Source organism: Butyrivibrio sp. VCD2006, from assembly GCF_000423925.1.
Lineage (GTDB): Bacteria > Bacillota > Clostridia > Lachnospirales > Lachnospiraceae > Butyrivibrio.
In genome coordinates, this window is sequence record NZ_AUIX01000015.1 from 26373 (window position 1) to 42859 (window position 16487).

12 protein-coding genes are annotated in these 16487 nt (G+C 42.3%); all 12 read left to right on the plus strand.

Features of this window, described 5'->3' with window-relative positions; all coding sequences use genetic code 11:
* Positions 1–54 precede the first annotated feature (54 nt).
* Positions 55–1347, plus strand: a complete 1293-nt coding sequence (gene dinB, locus G586_RS22035; RefSeq protein WP_035772703.1) for a DNA polymerase IV — start codon at positions 55–57, stop codon at positions 1345–1347.
* 160 nt (positions 1348–1507) lie between these two features.
* Entirely contained in the window at positions 1508–2461 is a 954-nt protein-coding gene (locus G586_RS0106855; protein ID WP_026527162.1) for an AAA family ATPase, read from the plus strand.
* The gene (locus G586_RS0106860) at positions 2451–3617 is read left to right on the plus strand and encodes a DUF58 domain-containing protein (protein WP_026527163.1); all 1167 of its coding nucleotides are present in this window, start codon (positions 2451–2453) and stop codon (positions 3615–3617) included. The genes G586_RS0106855 and G586_RS0106860 overlap by 11 nt, the downstream gene beginning before the upstream one ends.
* Entirely contained in the window at positions 3614–5833 is a 2220-nt protein-coding gene (locus tag G586_RS0106865) for a transglutaminase TgpA family protein (protein ID WP_026527164.1), read from the plus strand. The genes G586_RS0106860 and G586_RS0106865 overlap by 4 nt, the downstream gene beginning before the upstream one ends.
* A 2-nt stretch (positions 5834–5835) precedes the next feature.
* Positions 5836–8283, plus strand: a complete 2448-nt coding sequence (locus G586_RS0106870) for a YfhO family protein (protein WP_081674255.1) — start codon at positions 5836–5838, stop codon at positions 8281–8283.
* Positions 8284–8623: 340 nt separating this feature from the next.
* Positions 8624–8905 carry a flagellar biosynthesis anti-sigma factor FlgM gene (gene flgM / locus G586_RS0106875; protein WP_026527166.1) on the plus strand — a complete coding sequence of 94 codons (282 nt, stop codon included), beginning with the start codon at positions 8624–8626 and terminating at the stop codon, positions 8903–8905.
* A 154-nt stretch (positions 8906–9059) separates the two neighbouring features.
* Positions 9060–9581: a flagellar protein FlgN gene (locus tag G586_RS0106880; protein WP_026527167.1), complete on the plus strand. Its 522-nt coding sequence runs from the start codon at positions 9060–9062 to the stop codon at positions 9579–9581.
* Between the two features lie 212 nt (positions 9582–9793).
* Entirely contained in the window at positions 9794–11479 is a 1686-nt protein-coding gene (gene flgK / locus G586_RS0106885; protein ID WP_026527168.1) for a flagellar hook-associated protein FlgK, read from the plus strand.
* Between the two features lie 21 nt (positions 11480–11500).
* Complete coding sequence (flgK, locus tag G586_RS24740) at positions 11501–13357, plus strand: flagellar hook-associated protein FlgK (protein ID WP_026527169.1); 1857 nt, start codon at positions 11501–11503, stop codon at positions 13355–13357.
* Positions 13358–13463: 106 nt separating this feature from the next.
* Complete coding sequence (locus G586_RS24745; RefSeq protein WP_051204620.1) at positions 13464–15650, plus strand: flagellin N-terminal helical domain-containing protein; 2187 nt, start codon at positions 13464–13466, stop codon at positions 15648–15650.
* Between the two features lie 73 nt (positions 15651–15723).
* Positions 15724–16188 (plus strand): flagellar assembly protein FliW, encoded by a 465-nt coding sequence (gene fliW, locus G586_RS0106900; RefSeq protein WP_026527170.1) that lies wholly within the window; start codon positions 15724–15726, stop codon positions 16186–16188.
* Between the two features lie 57 nt (positions 16189–16245).
* Positions 16246–16464 carry a carbon storage regulator CsrA gene (csrA, locus tag G586_RS0106905; protein WP_026527171.1) on the plus strand — a complete coding sequence of 73 codons (219 nt, stop codon included), beginning with the start codon at positions 16246–16248 and terminating at the stop codon, positions 16462–16464.
* The last annotated feature ends 23 nt before the right edge of the window (positions 16465–16487 follow it).

Consider the following 16487-nt stretch of genomic DNA (forward strand, 5'->3'; position numbering starts at 1 on the left):
AAGGTTCGTATAATGGGTGCACCGCGGGAACAATTGTTCGAGGAGGTGAATAGTATGGTTAGTGATAGGATAATACTCCATTCGGACTGCAACTGCTTCTATGCAGCAGTTGAGATGCTTCATAATCCTGAGCTCAGGGATGTTCCTATGGCGGTCGGAGGAGACCCGGAGGCCAGACATGGGATAATTCTCACTGCGAATTATATTGCCAAGAGGCGCGGAGTAAAGACAGGGATGGCTCTCTGGGAGGCAAGGCAGGTATGCAGGGATATAGTTATAGTGACGCCCAATTATGACGAATATATCAGGTTCTCAAGGAAGGCCAGGAAGATATACGGCGATTATACGGATCTGGTAGAACCCTATGGACTTGATGAATCCTGGCTGGATATAACCGACTCAGCCCATATGCTTGGAACATCAAGTGGCATGTCCATAGCAAGGGAGATATCGAATCGTATCAAGACTGAGCTTGGAATTACGGTTTCAGTAGGTGTGTCATGGAATAAGATTTTTTCAAAATTTGGTTCGGATTATAAGAAACCGGATGCTATAACTCTTATATCCAGGGAGAATTACAGAGATATTGTCTGGAGAAGTCCTGTATCTGACCTTTTGTATGTCGGGAGACGCACAACAGTGAAGCTTCGAAAATATGGGATATTGACCATCGGAGACCTGGCGGAAGCAGATCCTGAGTTTTTACATTCGGTATTTGGGAAAATAGGTTATGTGTTGTCGGCGTTTGCCAGGGGGGAGGACCAGACTCCTGTTGCGGCAGCAGGAGATTACGCACCAATCAAGAGTGTGGGGAACAGCACGACAACACCAAGAGATCTTGTGACCAACGAGGATGTGAGAATGGTGATCTATTTGTTGTCCGAGAGCGTAGCTGCAAGGCTCAGGGAGAACCATTTTATAGGCGATGTTATAGGAATCAGCATCAGGGATAACGGGCTATACAGCTTTACCAGACAGCATAGGGTGAAAATAGCGACTAATATCTCGGAGGAGATCGCAGGGTATGCGTGGCAGCTTTTCCTGGAGAATTACAACTGGGAGCATCCGATAAGAAGTGTCGGAGTGAGGGTGTCGAATCTGGTACCGGATACGATGCCTCATCAGACTGATCTTTTCATGAGTGAGGAGATACGGGAGAAGTATTTGAAGGCCGATCTTGCAGTGACGGATATACGCAGACGCTATGGATACGAATCGATTCTAAGAGGGCTTATGTATTTCGACAAGGCTCTCTCAGGGCTGGATGCTAAGGCTGATGATCACATGATCCATCCTGTCGCATATTTTCAGAATGGCAACAATGTTCTTGGGGAAAATGAGAAGTAGGAGCAGCATTATAGTGTTAAGGATAGTTAAAAACAGAGCCTGGAATTCCGGAATTATAGCGGAGATAATATACGATTTATCGTGAAAAATATGAGTATTTAGTGTTATGGCGTGATATAATAGATAAGATTCACGATTTGGAATATAGAGGAGGAAATGTATGAACTTAGGGGCAGATGCTCTCGATTCTTTTCGCGAGCAGATGAATGAGTTTTTTGTGGGGAAAGGTGACACAGTAGATAATGTTCTCTGCTGTTTTTTGGCAGGGGGACATGTTTTATTAGAGGATGTGCCCGGTGTTGGCAAGACTACTCTTGCAAGAACCTTTGCCGGGTCACTTGGACTATCTTTTGGACGTATTCAGTTCACACCGGATACTATGCCTGGTGATGTGACAGGTATGTCCGTCTATGATATGAAAAACGGCGAATTCAAGTTTCGTCCCGGCGGAGTTATGAACAATATTGTTCTGGCGGATGAGCTTAACCGTACATCTCCCAAGACACAGTCAGCGCTTCTTGAAGCAATGGCTGAGTCACAGGTTACGGTTGATGGTCAGGTATATCAGCTGCCTCAGCCGTTCATGGTTATCGCAACACAAAATCCCATAAGCTTTTCAGGTACATATCCGCTTCCGGAGGCTCAGCTGGATCGCTTTATGATGAGGCTTTCTGTTGGCTATCCTTCCGCAGAAGAGGAGCTCAGACTTGCGCGGGACAACATGGAAGGAAGAAGCATTAAGGATGTCAAAGCTGTGCTGAATGCGGAGGATGTAACCTGTTTCAGGCAGAAGGTTGCGGAGGTCCATGTAAGTGATGGAATGCTTCAGTATGTTCAGCAGATTGTGGCTGCAACCAGAAGTGACGGGGCGTTTTCACTTGGTGCAAGCCCGAGAGCTATGCTTCATCTTCTGCAGGCTGCCAGAGCTAAGGCCTTCCTTGAGGGACGTAGCTATATTAAGCCGGATGATGTGAAGAAGATGGCTGTTCCGGTGTTGTCACACAGACTGATTCTTACCACACAGATGAGGCTTCAGAAGAAAGAAGCTTCGGCTCTTCTTGAAGCTCTTATTCTTAAGGTCAATATTCCCATGGAGGCGGACCATGAAAAATAAAGGGGTTCTGATTCTTGCTGCGCTGTTCATACTTTCGCTGGTTGGGATCTCCTTCTACGGAGGTCCGGTTACGTATGTGTTCTTCTGGACAGTGCTTATGATCCCCATAGTTTCATATCTGTATATTTTGTGTGTGATTATCTCGCTGAAGATCTATCAGCGGACGGAGGGGCGTGATATGGTAAGCGGTACGCCCTCTGAATTTTATATCACTTTGCAGAATGAAGGTTGGTTTTCCTTTTCGTCTCTCAGGATTATTTTCTATTCTTCTTTTTCGACCATATCGGATATTGACGACGGGGCAGTCTACGAGCTCCCGCCTCATTCTTCTATCGTGAGAAAGACAAAGCTTCTTTGTAAATATCGCGGTAATTATGATGTTGGGATCAAGAAGATTGTAGTTGGTGATTTTCTTGGGATATTCTCGGTTACTTATAAAATAAAGGAACCTCTTAACGTTATTGTAGTGCCGGCTATGGTGCAGTTTTCGGAGCTTCCGGGAAGCGAACTTTTATCGGACGCTGATCGTGACAATATGAACAGGAAGACTGAGCCGGATATACCGGTCAGAGAGTATGCCGACGGCGATGATATGCGTTTTGTGAACTGGAAGGCAAGCGCAATCACGCAAAAGCTTATGGTGAGACAGCGCCGCGGAGAGGAGAAGAGTGGCATAGCGATCGTAATGGATCCGGGGAGATATCAGAGTAGTATGGAGGAATATCTTCCGCCTGAGAACAAGGTTATAGAGTGGGTGCTGGCACTTTCTCTTTATTATATGGAAAACAATATACCCGTGGATGTGATATACAGAACTAGTTCTGTAGCTAAAATTGCTGTGGGAGGTGCAGGTGATTTCGAGCTTCTCTATGGCGAGATGAGCAGATATTCATTCCGCGAGGATAACAATAAAGAAAAACTGTTTGAAGAGCTTTATGGAGCATCGGGACTTTTTGGATATCGCATGCTTATTTTTGTGGCGCAGAACTGGTCACATGAGGATAGTGAGTGGGCTGACAGGATAAACGCAGATTTCTCATCTATAAGAGTTTATCTTGCCCAGTGTGAGACAGGAAGTGATGTTACTGACACGGTCAGCGGCAGATTTGATGTTGTGAAGATAGGACAGAATTCTCTTGCGGAGGCAAAGGCATGATTGTAGAGATTCTTTATGATCTGTTATTTATAATGCCATTTTCACTAGGAGTATCATCGTTTGTTTATGGGTATATTGAGCCTGTAGAGATTGAGTTTAAATATACATGGATAGTGATAACGGTTCTTACCACGGCATTCCTTTTGCTTATGAAGCATCTTAAGCTGAAGGGCAGAGCTGTGCTTGCAGGGATATTACTGGCTTTTTTACTGGGACTTTGGCTGCTTATTCCTTCTAAGGAGCGCCTTGATCTGATAAAGGAGAATATCTGGATTTTAAGAGAGATTGCACTTTCTGTAGTTTCATTTGCGGTCGGTATGGTCTCAGGAAAATATCGGAAGCTTAGAATTGTTGAAGTGCTCGGCGGTATTGCCTTACTTGTGGTTCTTCTTATTAGAAATGTGGAAGTTGGCAAAATCAGCGTTTGTATGATCATGATATTTGCACTTTTGATAGCTATTGATGAGATTCAGAGGTTGTCTACAAAGGAAGGAGATACAGAGCCAAAAAAGCATCTGGTGGCAGTATCACCCTTTATTATTGTGGGTTTTGTTCTGATCGGATATATAGAGGTTCCGGAGAAGCCCTATGACTGGCGGATAGCCAGAAGTATATCCGAGTTTGTTGTCAGCGAATACATAATGCTCAGTGAGAATGTATTTGGACAGAACGGATGGGATTCAGGGTCTCCGCTTATCGGATTCTCTAACAGAGGTGAGATCGGAGGAGATCTTGCCAAGTCGGAGAGAACGGTCATGAGGCTTGAATCAAGAAGTGAAAATGACCCGAGGCTGTATCTTTCTGGAAAGAGCTTTGACAGCTTTGATGGTCATAGTTGGACTAAAAAAGATGATAATAAAGCAGATGAGCGCCTTATGGACACCTTGGAGACCATGAGCTTTGTTCTTGATGAGAATGGAGATGCTCCTGTGACAGATATCCTGAAAAGGGTAGCCCTTACTGTGCAATATAAGGATATGCATACTCAGTGCCTTTTTTTACCTGAAAAGTATCTGCCTGTAGGTAAGGCATGGGATAAGAAAAAGATTGAAGGCGGAGATGTGCTATTTCCTAATAAGAGAAGCGCCAGAGATCCTTATGATGTGGTCTTTTATAGAATTAACAAGGACTCGGCCAGCTTTAATGCCCTTGTCAGGAATGCCCATGAGGTGACCGAGGATAGTTTTGAGGCTGCGAAGGTGGAATGCGAAATAAAGAGCGATGTGAGCTATAGTGATTATCTTACTTATCGCGATGCTGTGTATAAGTATTATCTGCCTGAGGTTTCCATATCTGCGGAGCTTAAGACCCGCATGGATGCATTGATGGATGGAGCTGACAGCAATTACGAAAAGCTAAGAAGGCTTGAGGGTGTCTTTTTGGATTTTAAATATACGAACAGTCCGGGAGCGCTTCCTGATACAATCGCTGACGAATCGGACTTTCTTGATTACTTCATATTGGAGAAAAAGGAAGGCTATTGCAGTTATTTTGCGACTGCATTTGTTCTTCTGGCAAGAAAATATGGCATCCCTGCAAGGTATGTTCAGGGCTTTTGTGTTCCTATGGGAAGATACGGAAAATACGAAGTTAGTTCCTCTCTTGCACATGCATGGGCGGAGGCGTATATTGAAGGAGTCGGTTGGATTAATTTTGAGCCCACACCGGGGATGCGTAAGGATGTGGTATGGGCAATCGACGCTGAAAAAGAAGATATAGCAGAAGTAGTAGAGGATGAATATGCGGCCTATCGCGCTTCGCTTACTGAGGGTGAAGTTGAGAATCAGTTGGAGGAAGAGGAGCAGCCGCAGGTTATCGTGATTGACTGGTATAAGGTTGTCATTCCCGTGGCGGCAGGCGTCACATTTACTCTGCTTCTATTTGCAATAGACAGATTGTTAAAGAGAAGAAAATATCTGAAGCTGAGTGAGCGCGGCAAGGCAGCTGTGCTTTGCAAAAACAGTATGGAACTTCTAAGGCGTAAGCATCTGGGGAGACGTGCGGAGGAGACTCTTTCCGAGTATAGCGAAAGGCTTAGAGAAGATCTGACGGAGGAACAGGTTTCCTTTATCAGAACTTATGAGGAGATTTTGTATTCCGAGAGGGATATTTCCGAGGATGAGCGTAAGCTTATGGAGGAGAGATTTGCAGGGCTCCGTAAGTTCTTCCAAGGAAGAGCTGTCAGGCAGTTTTGGGACAGGTATGTAACAGGTTAGGTATGTTAGTAAAAAGTTGTAATTTGGGGATTTTGAAAAAGGACGAGGCAGCAGGCAGTAGCTTTTTTACTGCACTGTTTGCGGCGTTTATGACAGCGCTTTTATTTCTTGCGCTTTGTTTTGTGCTTCATATAACTCCCTTTGGAGATAAGACGTTCCTTTATGAGGATATGAAGCAGCAGTATGTGGATTTCTTTTCCTATTATCACAATGTATGGCATGGAAAAGATGGATTTTTGTTTTCTGAGAATTGCGGGCTGGGCTCAGGTATGTTCGGAATATGGGCATATTATCTGATGAGTCCCTTCCTTCTTATGTTCGCAGTTCTTCCGGCTGAGCTTTATTCCACGGCGGTGACATTTCTCATTATGATGAAATTCTCTGCCATGGCATTTTGCATGTCTTTATTCTTATCACATATTTCAAAGAGATATTGCGAAAAGGAAGTGCTGAATATACCTTTATCAGTTGCTTTTGCCTTTTGTGGCTGGACTGTTTCCAACATGACTAACATCATGTGGCTTGATGCTGTCATTTTAATGCCAATAGTTATTATTGGTTTTGACAGACTTATGCATCGTGAAAAGCATGGATGGCCGTTATATATCATTTCTGTTATGGCAATGGTGGTAGTTAATTACTATATTGCAGCAATGGTTCTGATATTCCTTGGTATTTTTGCTGTGCTTAATATGGCTTCAAATGTATTTTTCGTAGACGCTGACAGGACAGAAGAAATTAGGAGCGGAGTGAGGGCTTTTGGCAGATTTATTGCAGGAAGCGCGGTCGCGCTACTCTTAGATTTGTGGTTCCTGATTCCTACAGTGATTTCACTTCTTGGAAGTAATAAGGATCACTCAGAGGCTATGGCTGAGGCCTTCAATAAATATCTTCCTTCATCGGAAGCAATTGGCAGGAGTCTTTCTACTTTAAGTGTTTTACCAAAGCTATTTACTATGAGCTATGACACCATGGAGATTATGGAGGGTCTGCCTAATATATATTTCGGTGTTGCCCTTTTGATTCCCTGCATATTGTTCTTTATGAATGACAGGATAAGTGTAAGGGTCAGAGCACTGTTTGGAGCATTTCTTGCAGTTGTGACCGCATTTTTCTGCGTTAAGCCACTTAATACCTTGGCACATGGCGGGACAGAGGCATATGGATATCTGTACAGATACTCGTTTGTTTTTTCCTTCACTGCCATTATTATGGTATTTCTGTGCGTATCAAACATATCAGGAATAAGCGCGTACAAGGTGATGGCTGCAGAGCTTATCACATGCGCTGTCATTGGAATAGTGGTTATTAGCAAGGTGAGATTTTTGTCCGGAAAAGCACTTCTTGTAAATACCTTGTTGGTCGTAATAAGCGGCTTTGTTATCGCATTACTGACAGATTCAAAAATCAGAGTGAAGCAGTATGTGTTACCTGTTATAGGCTTAATTCTTGCCGCAGATCTTTCACTTAATTTCATATGTATTTACAGGAATTCTTCCATGAATGCTGAGACGGTTTCAGGCTATAAGGCAAAATATGAAAAGACTGAGCTTGCACTTGAGGAGATAGAAGAGCAGGAAGCCCTTGAAGCTGACGGCGCCGGTGATATGGATGGAACGGCTAAGAATATTTATAGAGTCGAGTCACTTAGCCCCAGAACGCCCAATGACAGTATTCAGTATGGATACAGAGGAACTACTACCTATAACAGTCTCCTGAAGGTTGAGAACAGGCTGTTTATGTATAAGCTTGGGTTCAATGATAATGGACTTTATACCATGTATGAGGCAGGTAATACCAGATGTGCAGATGCTATCCTTGGTGTCAGGTATTTGATTGCAGATGATGAAGCTTCTGAAACGAATGATGATGGATGCGTGGAAGATGTTTTGGAAAATACAGGGCGGGAGTTTTTGACAGATGTCCTTATCAGAAACAAGTATGTTCTTTCTGCAGATTATGTGACGGCAGAGGATATTCCTGAGCTTTTAAAGGATATTGATACCGCTGAGAATCCCTTTGATGCGCAGGAAATTCTTTGGAAGAAGTTCACAGGCTCGGATAGAGATGTATTTGTAAGGAATGAATGTGAGAGTTGTGAGGTTTCTTTTGACCAGGCTGCAGATGAATTAAATGGAGCTTCTGAAAACAGTGAAGGGAATGATCTTGGCTCACACAGCTATAAGGTGACCGCATCGAAGGACGGCGAGCTGTATTTTTATATGAATCGTGATAATACAAATGAGAGGTCGCTGGAGATATGGTGTGACGGAGAATTTGTAAGCAGCTATGGAAATGCCTCCTGTCAGAAGGTTATCGATCTTGGATATCACACCGAAGGTGAGGAGATAAGTCTCATGATCAAGGAGGATGACGGTCCTGAAGGCCTTCCTTCCGAGCCGGTGGTTGTTACAGAGATGATAGAGGCACTTGTTAAGGCAGTAGAGTAAAAAACGCAAAGAATATTGTTGCTTTAATACGGACACATACTCTTCAAAATTCTAAAAAAAAAATTAAATTTTTTTATGTAAAAGGGGTTAAGTTTTTGAATTGACTGTCCGATATTATTAACGGTGGGAAGAAAGAGCACAATACCTTGGGTTTTCTAAAGTGAGACCACAATATCGGGTATAAGAGATCAATTGTCCACAAGATAAAGTGATCTGGGGAGATTCATAAGAGGAAAATGGAAATAATTGAAATATTTTTCAAAAACCTCTAAAGTAAATGTGGAATACGCCGATAAATGTAGTAGAACTAAAGAAATTCTCCAAGGAAGGAGGAAACGATATGCGTATAGAAGCTTACAGCCAGATTCAGCAAGTGTATGGCGCCAGCAAAGTGAATAAGACCGCAAAGACTCAGAAACCCAATACTGTTTCTGATTCTCTGAAGATTTCTTCAATCGGAAAGGATATTCAGGTTGCTAAGCAGGCTGTGAAAGAGGCTCCGGATGTCAGGGAGGACGTAACGGCACGTATAAAGAGTGCAATTAAGAACGGAACGTATGACGTTAGCGGAGAGGACTTTGCAGATAAGCTCCTCGCTAAACTCAGCGAATCGATTGGTTAATAGATCAAGGTAAAAAATAATAATGAAACTATTAGAGCCGGCTTAATCAAACGGTTAAAGCTCCGATGGCTATTAGGCAGGCTCTATAACTTTGCCCTTTTTTACCTGAATTTTGCAAGTGAAATCCTATTTAGAGTTACAGGAGGACAAAATCATGGCAAGCTTATTACAGAATCTTGTTGATGCTCTTGACAGAGAATGTGCATTATACGAAAGACTTCTGGTTTTGTCCGACAAGAAGACACCGGTCATCGTAAAGCAGAATCTTCCTGAACTTTCAAAGATTTCAGCAGATGAGCAGGCGGTTGTTTCTCTGATCCTGGCAGTGGATAAGGAGAGAGAAGCAGTAATGAATAGTATTGCAGATGTTATAGGTGAGAAAGGCAATAATCTCAAGCTGATCGATCTGATTAAACTGCTTGATTCAAGACCTAATGAACAGCGAAGCCTTGCTGTGAAGAGAGATAAGCTTAAATCATTGGCAGAAAGAGTGCAGAGAGTTAATGATCAGAACCAGATTCTTCTTCAGAGCTCGCTTGAGATGGTTCAGTATGAGATGAATATAATTCAGGCTGCAAGGCGTGCCCCGGAAACCGCGAATTACACAAGGAGGGCCGGGACAAGAGGTGATCTCATTGGTGTTGCTCCCATGGGACGCTTTGATGCCAAGCAATGATAAAGCGTAAGGGGTACCTGCCGCTTAATTGATATGGAAAAACAGTATAAATATCAGCAGATTCTATAGAATTTGCTGATATTTTTTTCGATTAAATTAAGAAATTCCTCCGGATTTCTTATATATGCGCCTAAGAAATATGCGTATTATGCCGATAAACAATATGAAAACAATTGATAATTGGCCCATATACATATATTCGAGGTATTTAAATGGCATCTTTAATGGGAAGTTTATATATTGGAGCATCCGGACTTCAGGTATCTAACAATGCACTGAATACCACAGCTCACAATATGGCCAATATAGACACGGAAGGCTATACAAGGCAACAGGTTTCGCAGGGCACTCGCCCCTATATCACCACTGAAAAGGATTTCAGAGTTATATCGTGGAAGCAGACCGGACTCGGCGTTGCTTACAACAACTGTAAGCAGGTAAGGAGTCTTTTCCTGGATCAGAGCTACAGGCAGGAGACCGGAAGAGAGGCTTTTTATGACGTTTCTGTTACTACTCTTGAAGAGATAGAAGATCAGCTTCAGGAGATGAACGGAACAGAGTTCGCTGATTCTTTGAGTAATCTCTGGGTCGCTGTTCAGGAGATGAGTAAGAATCCTACCTCAGCCGTAAATCAGAGCACTCTTGTAACAAGAGCAAATGAATTCATAACAAGAGCGAACAGTGTTTATGAGGGCTTTACGAATTATCAGGACAACATGAATCTTAAGGTGGCTGATCTCGTTGAGCAGATCAACAAGATAGGTGACAGAATAAGCGAGCTTAACCTTCAGATCGTTGAGATAGAATCAGGGCAGCAGGAACATGCAAACGATCTTAGAGACGAGAGAAATCTTCTTCTCGACCAGCTCGGAGAACTTGGAAAAATCAGCTACTATGAAGATATTTTTGGAAATGTACTTGTTCAGTTCGAGGGAACACAGTTTGTTACAACAGATCATGTAAATCATATGGCATGTGATAACGTGCTTACTTCAGACAAGGGTGGAAGCCCTGTTGGATATAATACTCCTTATTGGGAGTTTGCAGCGAAAAAAGAGTACGACGAAGTCCAGGAAGAATGGGTAGTTACAGATATCAGAGGCGCTAAAGTTTTTGACCTTACTAAGACAATATCAACGGCAATGAATACTGATATAGGTGAACTCAGGTCAACTCTTTTGGCAAGAGGTGATCATCACGCTAACTACCATGACATCACAGAAGACGGAACAGGAGCTTATTACAATCAAAACATCGCACAGTCAGTAATCATGAATGTAGAGGCAGAGTTCGATCAGATGATCAAGAATATCTGTACCGCTATCAACCAGGTATACAGGGAAGCCGGAAGTAACCCAGTTACACTTGGTGAGGTAGATGGAAAAACTTCCGACTATGATCTTTTCAAGGTTATGGACGAAGAGGATTGCCTTAACTACGACATCGATGAAAATCATAAAGCAGGAACAGTCAGAAAGGAATACATCATCACAAATCTGGCGGTTAATTCGATTTATTTAGAAGAGCCAACTGCCATGAAGTTCATTCTTGAAGACGGAAGTGAAGACAACACCACAGTCGAGAATTTAAAAACAGCTTTTACTACAGCACAATATCTCATAAACCCCAATGTAGCGACTAAGACGGATTTTGTAGGGTATTACAACATGCTTGTATCACAGGTTGCAACGTCGGGTGACGTGTATAAGGGAATCAGATCCAATCAGGAAATCACAGTTGCTGCAGTAGAAAATGCAAGAGAGCAGATAGTTGGAGTATCAAGTGATGAAGAGCTTGAGTACATGATCAAGTTCCAGAATGCATTTAATGCCTCCAGCAGATATATAAATGTAGTAGGAGAGATGCTTGAGCATGTAGTGACAGCACTTGGCTCATAACTCATTAGAAAGGATTACCATATGCCTTCAACATTTTTCGGATTAAACATAGCTGCATCGGGACTTAGGGCGGCGAACGCAGCACTCAACACAACAGCAAATAATATCGCCAATGCCAATACTGATGAGTATAGCAGACAGAAGGTTGATCAGAGGGCATCTGATGCGCTTCGCGTCTTTACATCCTACGGATGCGCAGGTGCGGGTGTGGATACCATCGCGATAGAACGAGTAAGGGATGAGTTCTATGACGTGAAGTATAGAACAAATGAGACTCTGCTTGGAAGAGTTACTCAGAGAAATTACTTCAATCAGCTGACACAGGAGTATTTTAAGGACGATGGTATCACAGGATTCTCAAGTCTGTTTGCAAAGATGCAGTCAGCACTGCAGGATGTTATGAAGGCATCCGGAACTACTGAAGCTAAGGCTACCTTTGTATCATCTCTGTCACAGATAACCGACTACTTTAATCATATGTCGGAATCACTAAAGCAGCTTCAGAACGATATCAATCAGGAGATAAAAATGGACTGCGATACGATAAATTCATATGCGCAGCAGATTTGCTCCTTGAATGAACAGATAAATATCATCGAAATGCAGGGCTCAAGGGCTAATGAGCTGAGAGACCAAAGAGATGAGCTTTTGGATAAGCTCTCAAAAATAGTGGATATAGAGGTCAGCGAGACAAAGGTTGTTGATGTGAACAATCCCGAGCGTGAAACCGGTGCCACAAGACTTATTGTAAATATAGCAGGAAGACAGCAGCTCCTGGATAGCTATTCATACAGAAAACTGATATGCGTAGCAAGAGAATCCAATGAAAATGTCAACCAAAGCGATCTGGTCGGACTTTATGATATCAAATGGGCACCTACAAACTATAAGGAAGGCGATGATCCAAGCAGACTGGATGTGTTTAAGCTTGACAGTAAGCTTATAGGCGGTGAACTTCAGGGTCTCATTGATATGAGAGATGGAAATAACGGCTTCTACTTCAATGGAGAGGTTGTGGATTCGATAAAAAATAAGAACACCGGACTTACAACAGTTACCATTAAGGTTTCAAATCCGGAGCTTATGGATATGACAAAGTGCACACTTCCCCAGGCAGGAAAGATTGAAGTGGCAAGTAAGATTTATTCCTATGAGGACTGGCAGTATGACGGTGGTGATACATATACTTTCGTACTTACAGCTGAGAGTACCAGATCAACTACACCTCCAAAGGAAAGAACCGCGTCAGTAGGCGGAAGCTTCGAATATCAGGGAATTCCTTATTACATGCAGCAGATGAACGAATGGGTAAGGCGTTTTTCGGCAAGAGTTAACGACATAATGGCGAAGGGGTATACCGCTGACTCTATTGAGGGCAGGTACATCCTGACCGGTACAAGTGAGCTGGATTCACAAGCACAGTTTTCATATCCGCAGCTGACCAGCCTGTCCAATAATAAAGGCTACTACGATGTTACAGCCGGTAACTTTGTTGTAACAAGGGAACTCAGAAGTAATGCAGATCTTCTTGCAACTAAGATGGATGTTACCGAAGGTGAGTCGGAGTATAAGAATATTGAAATGTTGAATGAGTTCCTTTCAAAGGAAGATATTTTCAGAGGAGCCACCAGTGGAGAGTTCCTTGATAAGGTTCTTGGAGATGTGGCACTTAATACCAGCAATTCAGAAACTCTTGAGTCAACCTATACCGCACTTGAAAAGACAATCGGAAATCAAAGGCTGAGCGTAATGGGCGTGGATGAAGACGAAGAAGCTTCGGCCCTTGTTCAGTTCGAACACAGCTACACTCTTAATTCAAAAATGATAAATACACTGTCAAAGGTTTACGACAGACTGATTCTTGAGACAGGTGTATGACGATAACAGAATAAAAAGGCAGACGTGACAGGGATGGTCAATAAGTCTTCGCTAATCGGGCAATTTTTCAGAAAGGACTCAGAAAGACCCGGCGAGAGGATTTACCATGAGAATTACCAACAAGATAATGAACAACAACTCACTTTACAACATCAATAATAATAAGGTGGCTGAGGATGAAGTCAACACTCAGATGGCTACCGGAAAAAAGATTGCGAGACCTTCGGATGACCCGGTTATTGCTATCAGAGCTTTAAGACTCAGATCAACGGTTTCACAGCTCGACCAATACTATGAAAAAAATGCAAAAGATGCAAAGAGCTGGATGGATGTAACTGAGGATGCCCTTTCTACGATTACCGATGTTCTCACGGATGCAATCCAACAGGCTAACAGAGGTGCCAACAAGGATCTCACAATGTCTGACCTTAATACAATAGTTACGCAGCTTGAGGCTCTTTCAGCTGAGTATTATTCAACAGGAAATGTTGATTATGCAGGTCGCTATATTTTTACAGGTTTCAGAACAGACACTGCACTCTCATACGGAGAGCCTACAACCGAGAACTTCACGGATATAAATGATGAGTTCAATGCATTAGATGTCAGCAGATCCTGTCGTACATTAAATACGCAGTATCTCGATGCCGGAACAGTACTTAATAAGGGTGTGTCCGGGAACTATGTCTATGAGACAAAGGAAGATGATATCAGACAGATTGATATAGGAAGAGTCAGACTCTCTTATGATAATCTTGATTACACTGAGGAGGACGGAAAATATGCGGAATTAAAGTTCAGGGAAAACCTTGAACAGGAAGCAACATCTTCAATTACTGATACCGCTCTCACCTATTTTGATATTACTTTTTTGAACGAAGAAGGTGTGGAACAGAAGGCATATGTTCCTCTTTCAAATAAGTATTCGGTAACAGTAGGAAACTATCGGTATTCAGCTGAACTTGTCAGCGCAGCACATCCTGAAAGAGGATATTTGCTCAACGTTGAGGACCTTACCACTTATGAGTTATATCAGTTTGAGGTTAGTAAGGATGGCGTTCTCACAGATAATGACGGAGATGGACAGTTCGACATTCCTACCGGAATTCAGAGTGCAATTGTATCAAGACATGAGACCAGTGTAACTACTCTTACATTTTCAGATGGAGAAAATACAGAGGTTACAATGCCGCTTCTGGGACCTGTTGGACAGCAGTACACGGTGGAAGTCGATAATGGCTTTGTTGCAACAGTAAGTGGTGATGGAACCTATAAGCTGGAGAAGGATACTGACGAGGATGACTATGAAAATGCAACCAAGACAGTTCTTCAGGTAACAGCCAATGGAAGTATCCATTCCTCATATACTGAGACAACAATCAGAATTGATAGTGGTCACATTCTTTACTCAACATCAACCGATGACGAGATTGATAAGGCATACAAAGAGCTGAAGGGTGAATATGCACCGTTGAGATCTCAATTTAATAGTGGAAATACTACGAAGGACGAAGAGGACTTGGCCTATAATGAGTATTCAAAAACTCTTAATAACATGGTCTATCTGAATGCGAAGACAGGAGAAATACTTTTAAACGATTATCTTTCAGAGAAACTTTCATCACTTTCTTTCATCGGTAATGCAAATACTATAGATGTAGTGTATGACAAGAAAGAATGGGAGCAGGGTGATATCAGACCTCAGAACCTGTTTGGATGTGTGGACTCCAATGGAGTTATCTACAACGGTGGTAATGCTGCTCACGATATTCAGTATGATGTTGGATATGCGCAGAAAATCACAGTAAATACCACAGCTTCAGCTGTTTTCACTACAACAATGAAAAGAAATGTATACGATTTAAGTCAGTTGGCAGCCAAGATCAATGTTGTAAATACTACATTGGAAACTCTTAAAGACAGACTTTCATCTCTTACGGATGAGGATGAGATAAGAATCGTTAAGAATGAGATTGATGCTTGTAAAAAAGCATATGATTATCTTAGAGAGAATATCCAGGAAGAGTTTGAACACAAAATCACAAGTATTCAGGAGGCTCTTGATAAGGCTAATGTGGCAGTTACCGATAACGGAACAAGAAGTAAAAGACTTGAGCTTATAAATTTAAGACTTCAGGACCAGAATACGACCTTTAAAACACTTCAGTCTGACAATGAGGATGCTGATCTTGCAGAGGCGGCAACTAATCTTGCAACCGCACAGCTGACTTACCAGGCAGCCCTTATGGCAACCGGTAAGATAGGTAAGGATACACTTATGAATTATATCTAAACTGCTTGCTAAATAACGTATATTTGCATACAATGAATAGTAGTGATGTATTTTCATATGGAGGGGTACCAGAATGAAATTAACAACCAGAATTTTCGGAGAGATTGAGATTGAAGATAGCAAGATCATAGAGTTTCCGAAGGGTATTATTGGTTTTCCGGACATGACGCAATTTGCGCTCATGCATGATAAAGATAAGGAATCTAATGCCATCAGATGGCTTCAGTCACTTGATGACCCGGTTTTTGCGATGCCGGTTATGGATCCTCTTTATGTTAAACCGGATTTTAATCCTGTGGTTCCGGAGGAAAATATAAAGGACATTCTACCTCTCGAGGATGAGGACCTTCTTGTTCTCGTAACTGTTACTGTCCCTCAGGATATAACCAAGATGACTGTCAATCTTAAAGGACCTATTATTATCAATTCGAGTAGCTGCAAAGCTTGTCAGATCATTATCGACGATGATAACTATCCTGTTAAGTACCCTATTTATGATTATCTTCAGAAACAGAAGGAAGCAGCTCAGGGAAAATAACGTAATGAGGTACTTCTGTGAGGAGTTCGGTATAAAAAAGGAGAGAGAGGAAGAGTTATGTTAGCATTATCGAGAAAAAAGAACGAGTCTATCATCGTTAACAATAATATTGAGATTACAATTTTAGACATCAGGGGAGATCAGGTGAAGGTAGGAATTGCCGCACCGAAGGAGGTTCCGATCTACAGAAAAGAGGTTTATCTGCAGATCCAGGAGGAGAACAAGGCTGCAACAAATACGGATGGAATTTCCGCATTGGCAGATCTGCTTAAATAATTCTTAAAAGAGTGCTATTGTAT

Coding starts and splice junctions, on each gene's coding strand:
- dinB (WP_035772703.1), top strand. CDS start 55: ATGGTTAGTGATAGGATAATACTCCATTCGGACTGCAACTGCTTCTAT.
- G586_RS0106855 (WP_026527162.1), top strand. CDS start 1,508: ATGAACTTAGGGGCAGATGCTCTCGATTCTTTTCGCGAGCAGATGAAT.
- G586_RS0106860 (WP_026527163.1), top strand. CDS start 2,451: ATGAAAAATAAAGGGGTTCTGATTCTTGCTGCGCTGTTCATACTTTCG.
- G586_RS0106865 (WP_026527164.1), top strand. CDS start 3,614: ATGATTGTAGAGATTCTTTATGATCTGTTATTTATAATGCCATTTTCA.
- G586_RS0106870 (WP_081674255.1), top strand. CDS start 5,836: ATGTTAGTAAAAAGTTGTAATTTGGGGATTTTGAAAAAGGACGAGGCA.
- flgM (WP_026527166.1), top strand. CDS start 8,624: ATGCGTATAGAAGCTTACAGCCAGATTCAGCAAGTGTATGGCGCCAGC.
- G586_RS0106880 (WP_026527167.1), top strand. CDS start 9,060: ATGGCAAGCTTATTACAGAATCTTGTTGATGCTCTTGACAGAGAATGT.
- flgK (WP_026527168.1), top strand. CDS start 9,794: ATGGCATCTTTAATGGGAAGTTTATATATTGGAGCATCCGGACTTCAG.
- flgK (WP_026527169.1), top strand. CDS start 11,501: ATGCCTTCAACATTTTTCGGATTAAACATAGCTGCATCGGGACTTAGG.
- G586_RS24745 (WP_051204620.1), top strand. CDS start 13,464: ATGAGAATTACCAACAAGATAATGAACAACAACTCACTTTACAACATC.
- fliW (WP_026527170.1), top strand. CDS start 15,724: ATGAAATTAACAACCAGAATTTTCGGAGAGATTGAGATTGAAGATAGC.
- csrA (WP_026527171.1), top strand. CDS start 16,246: ATGTTAGCATTATCGAGAAAAAAGAACGAGTCTATCATCGTTAACAAT.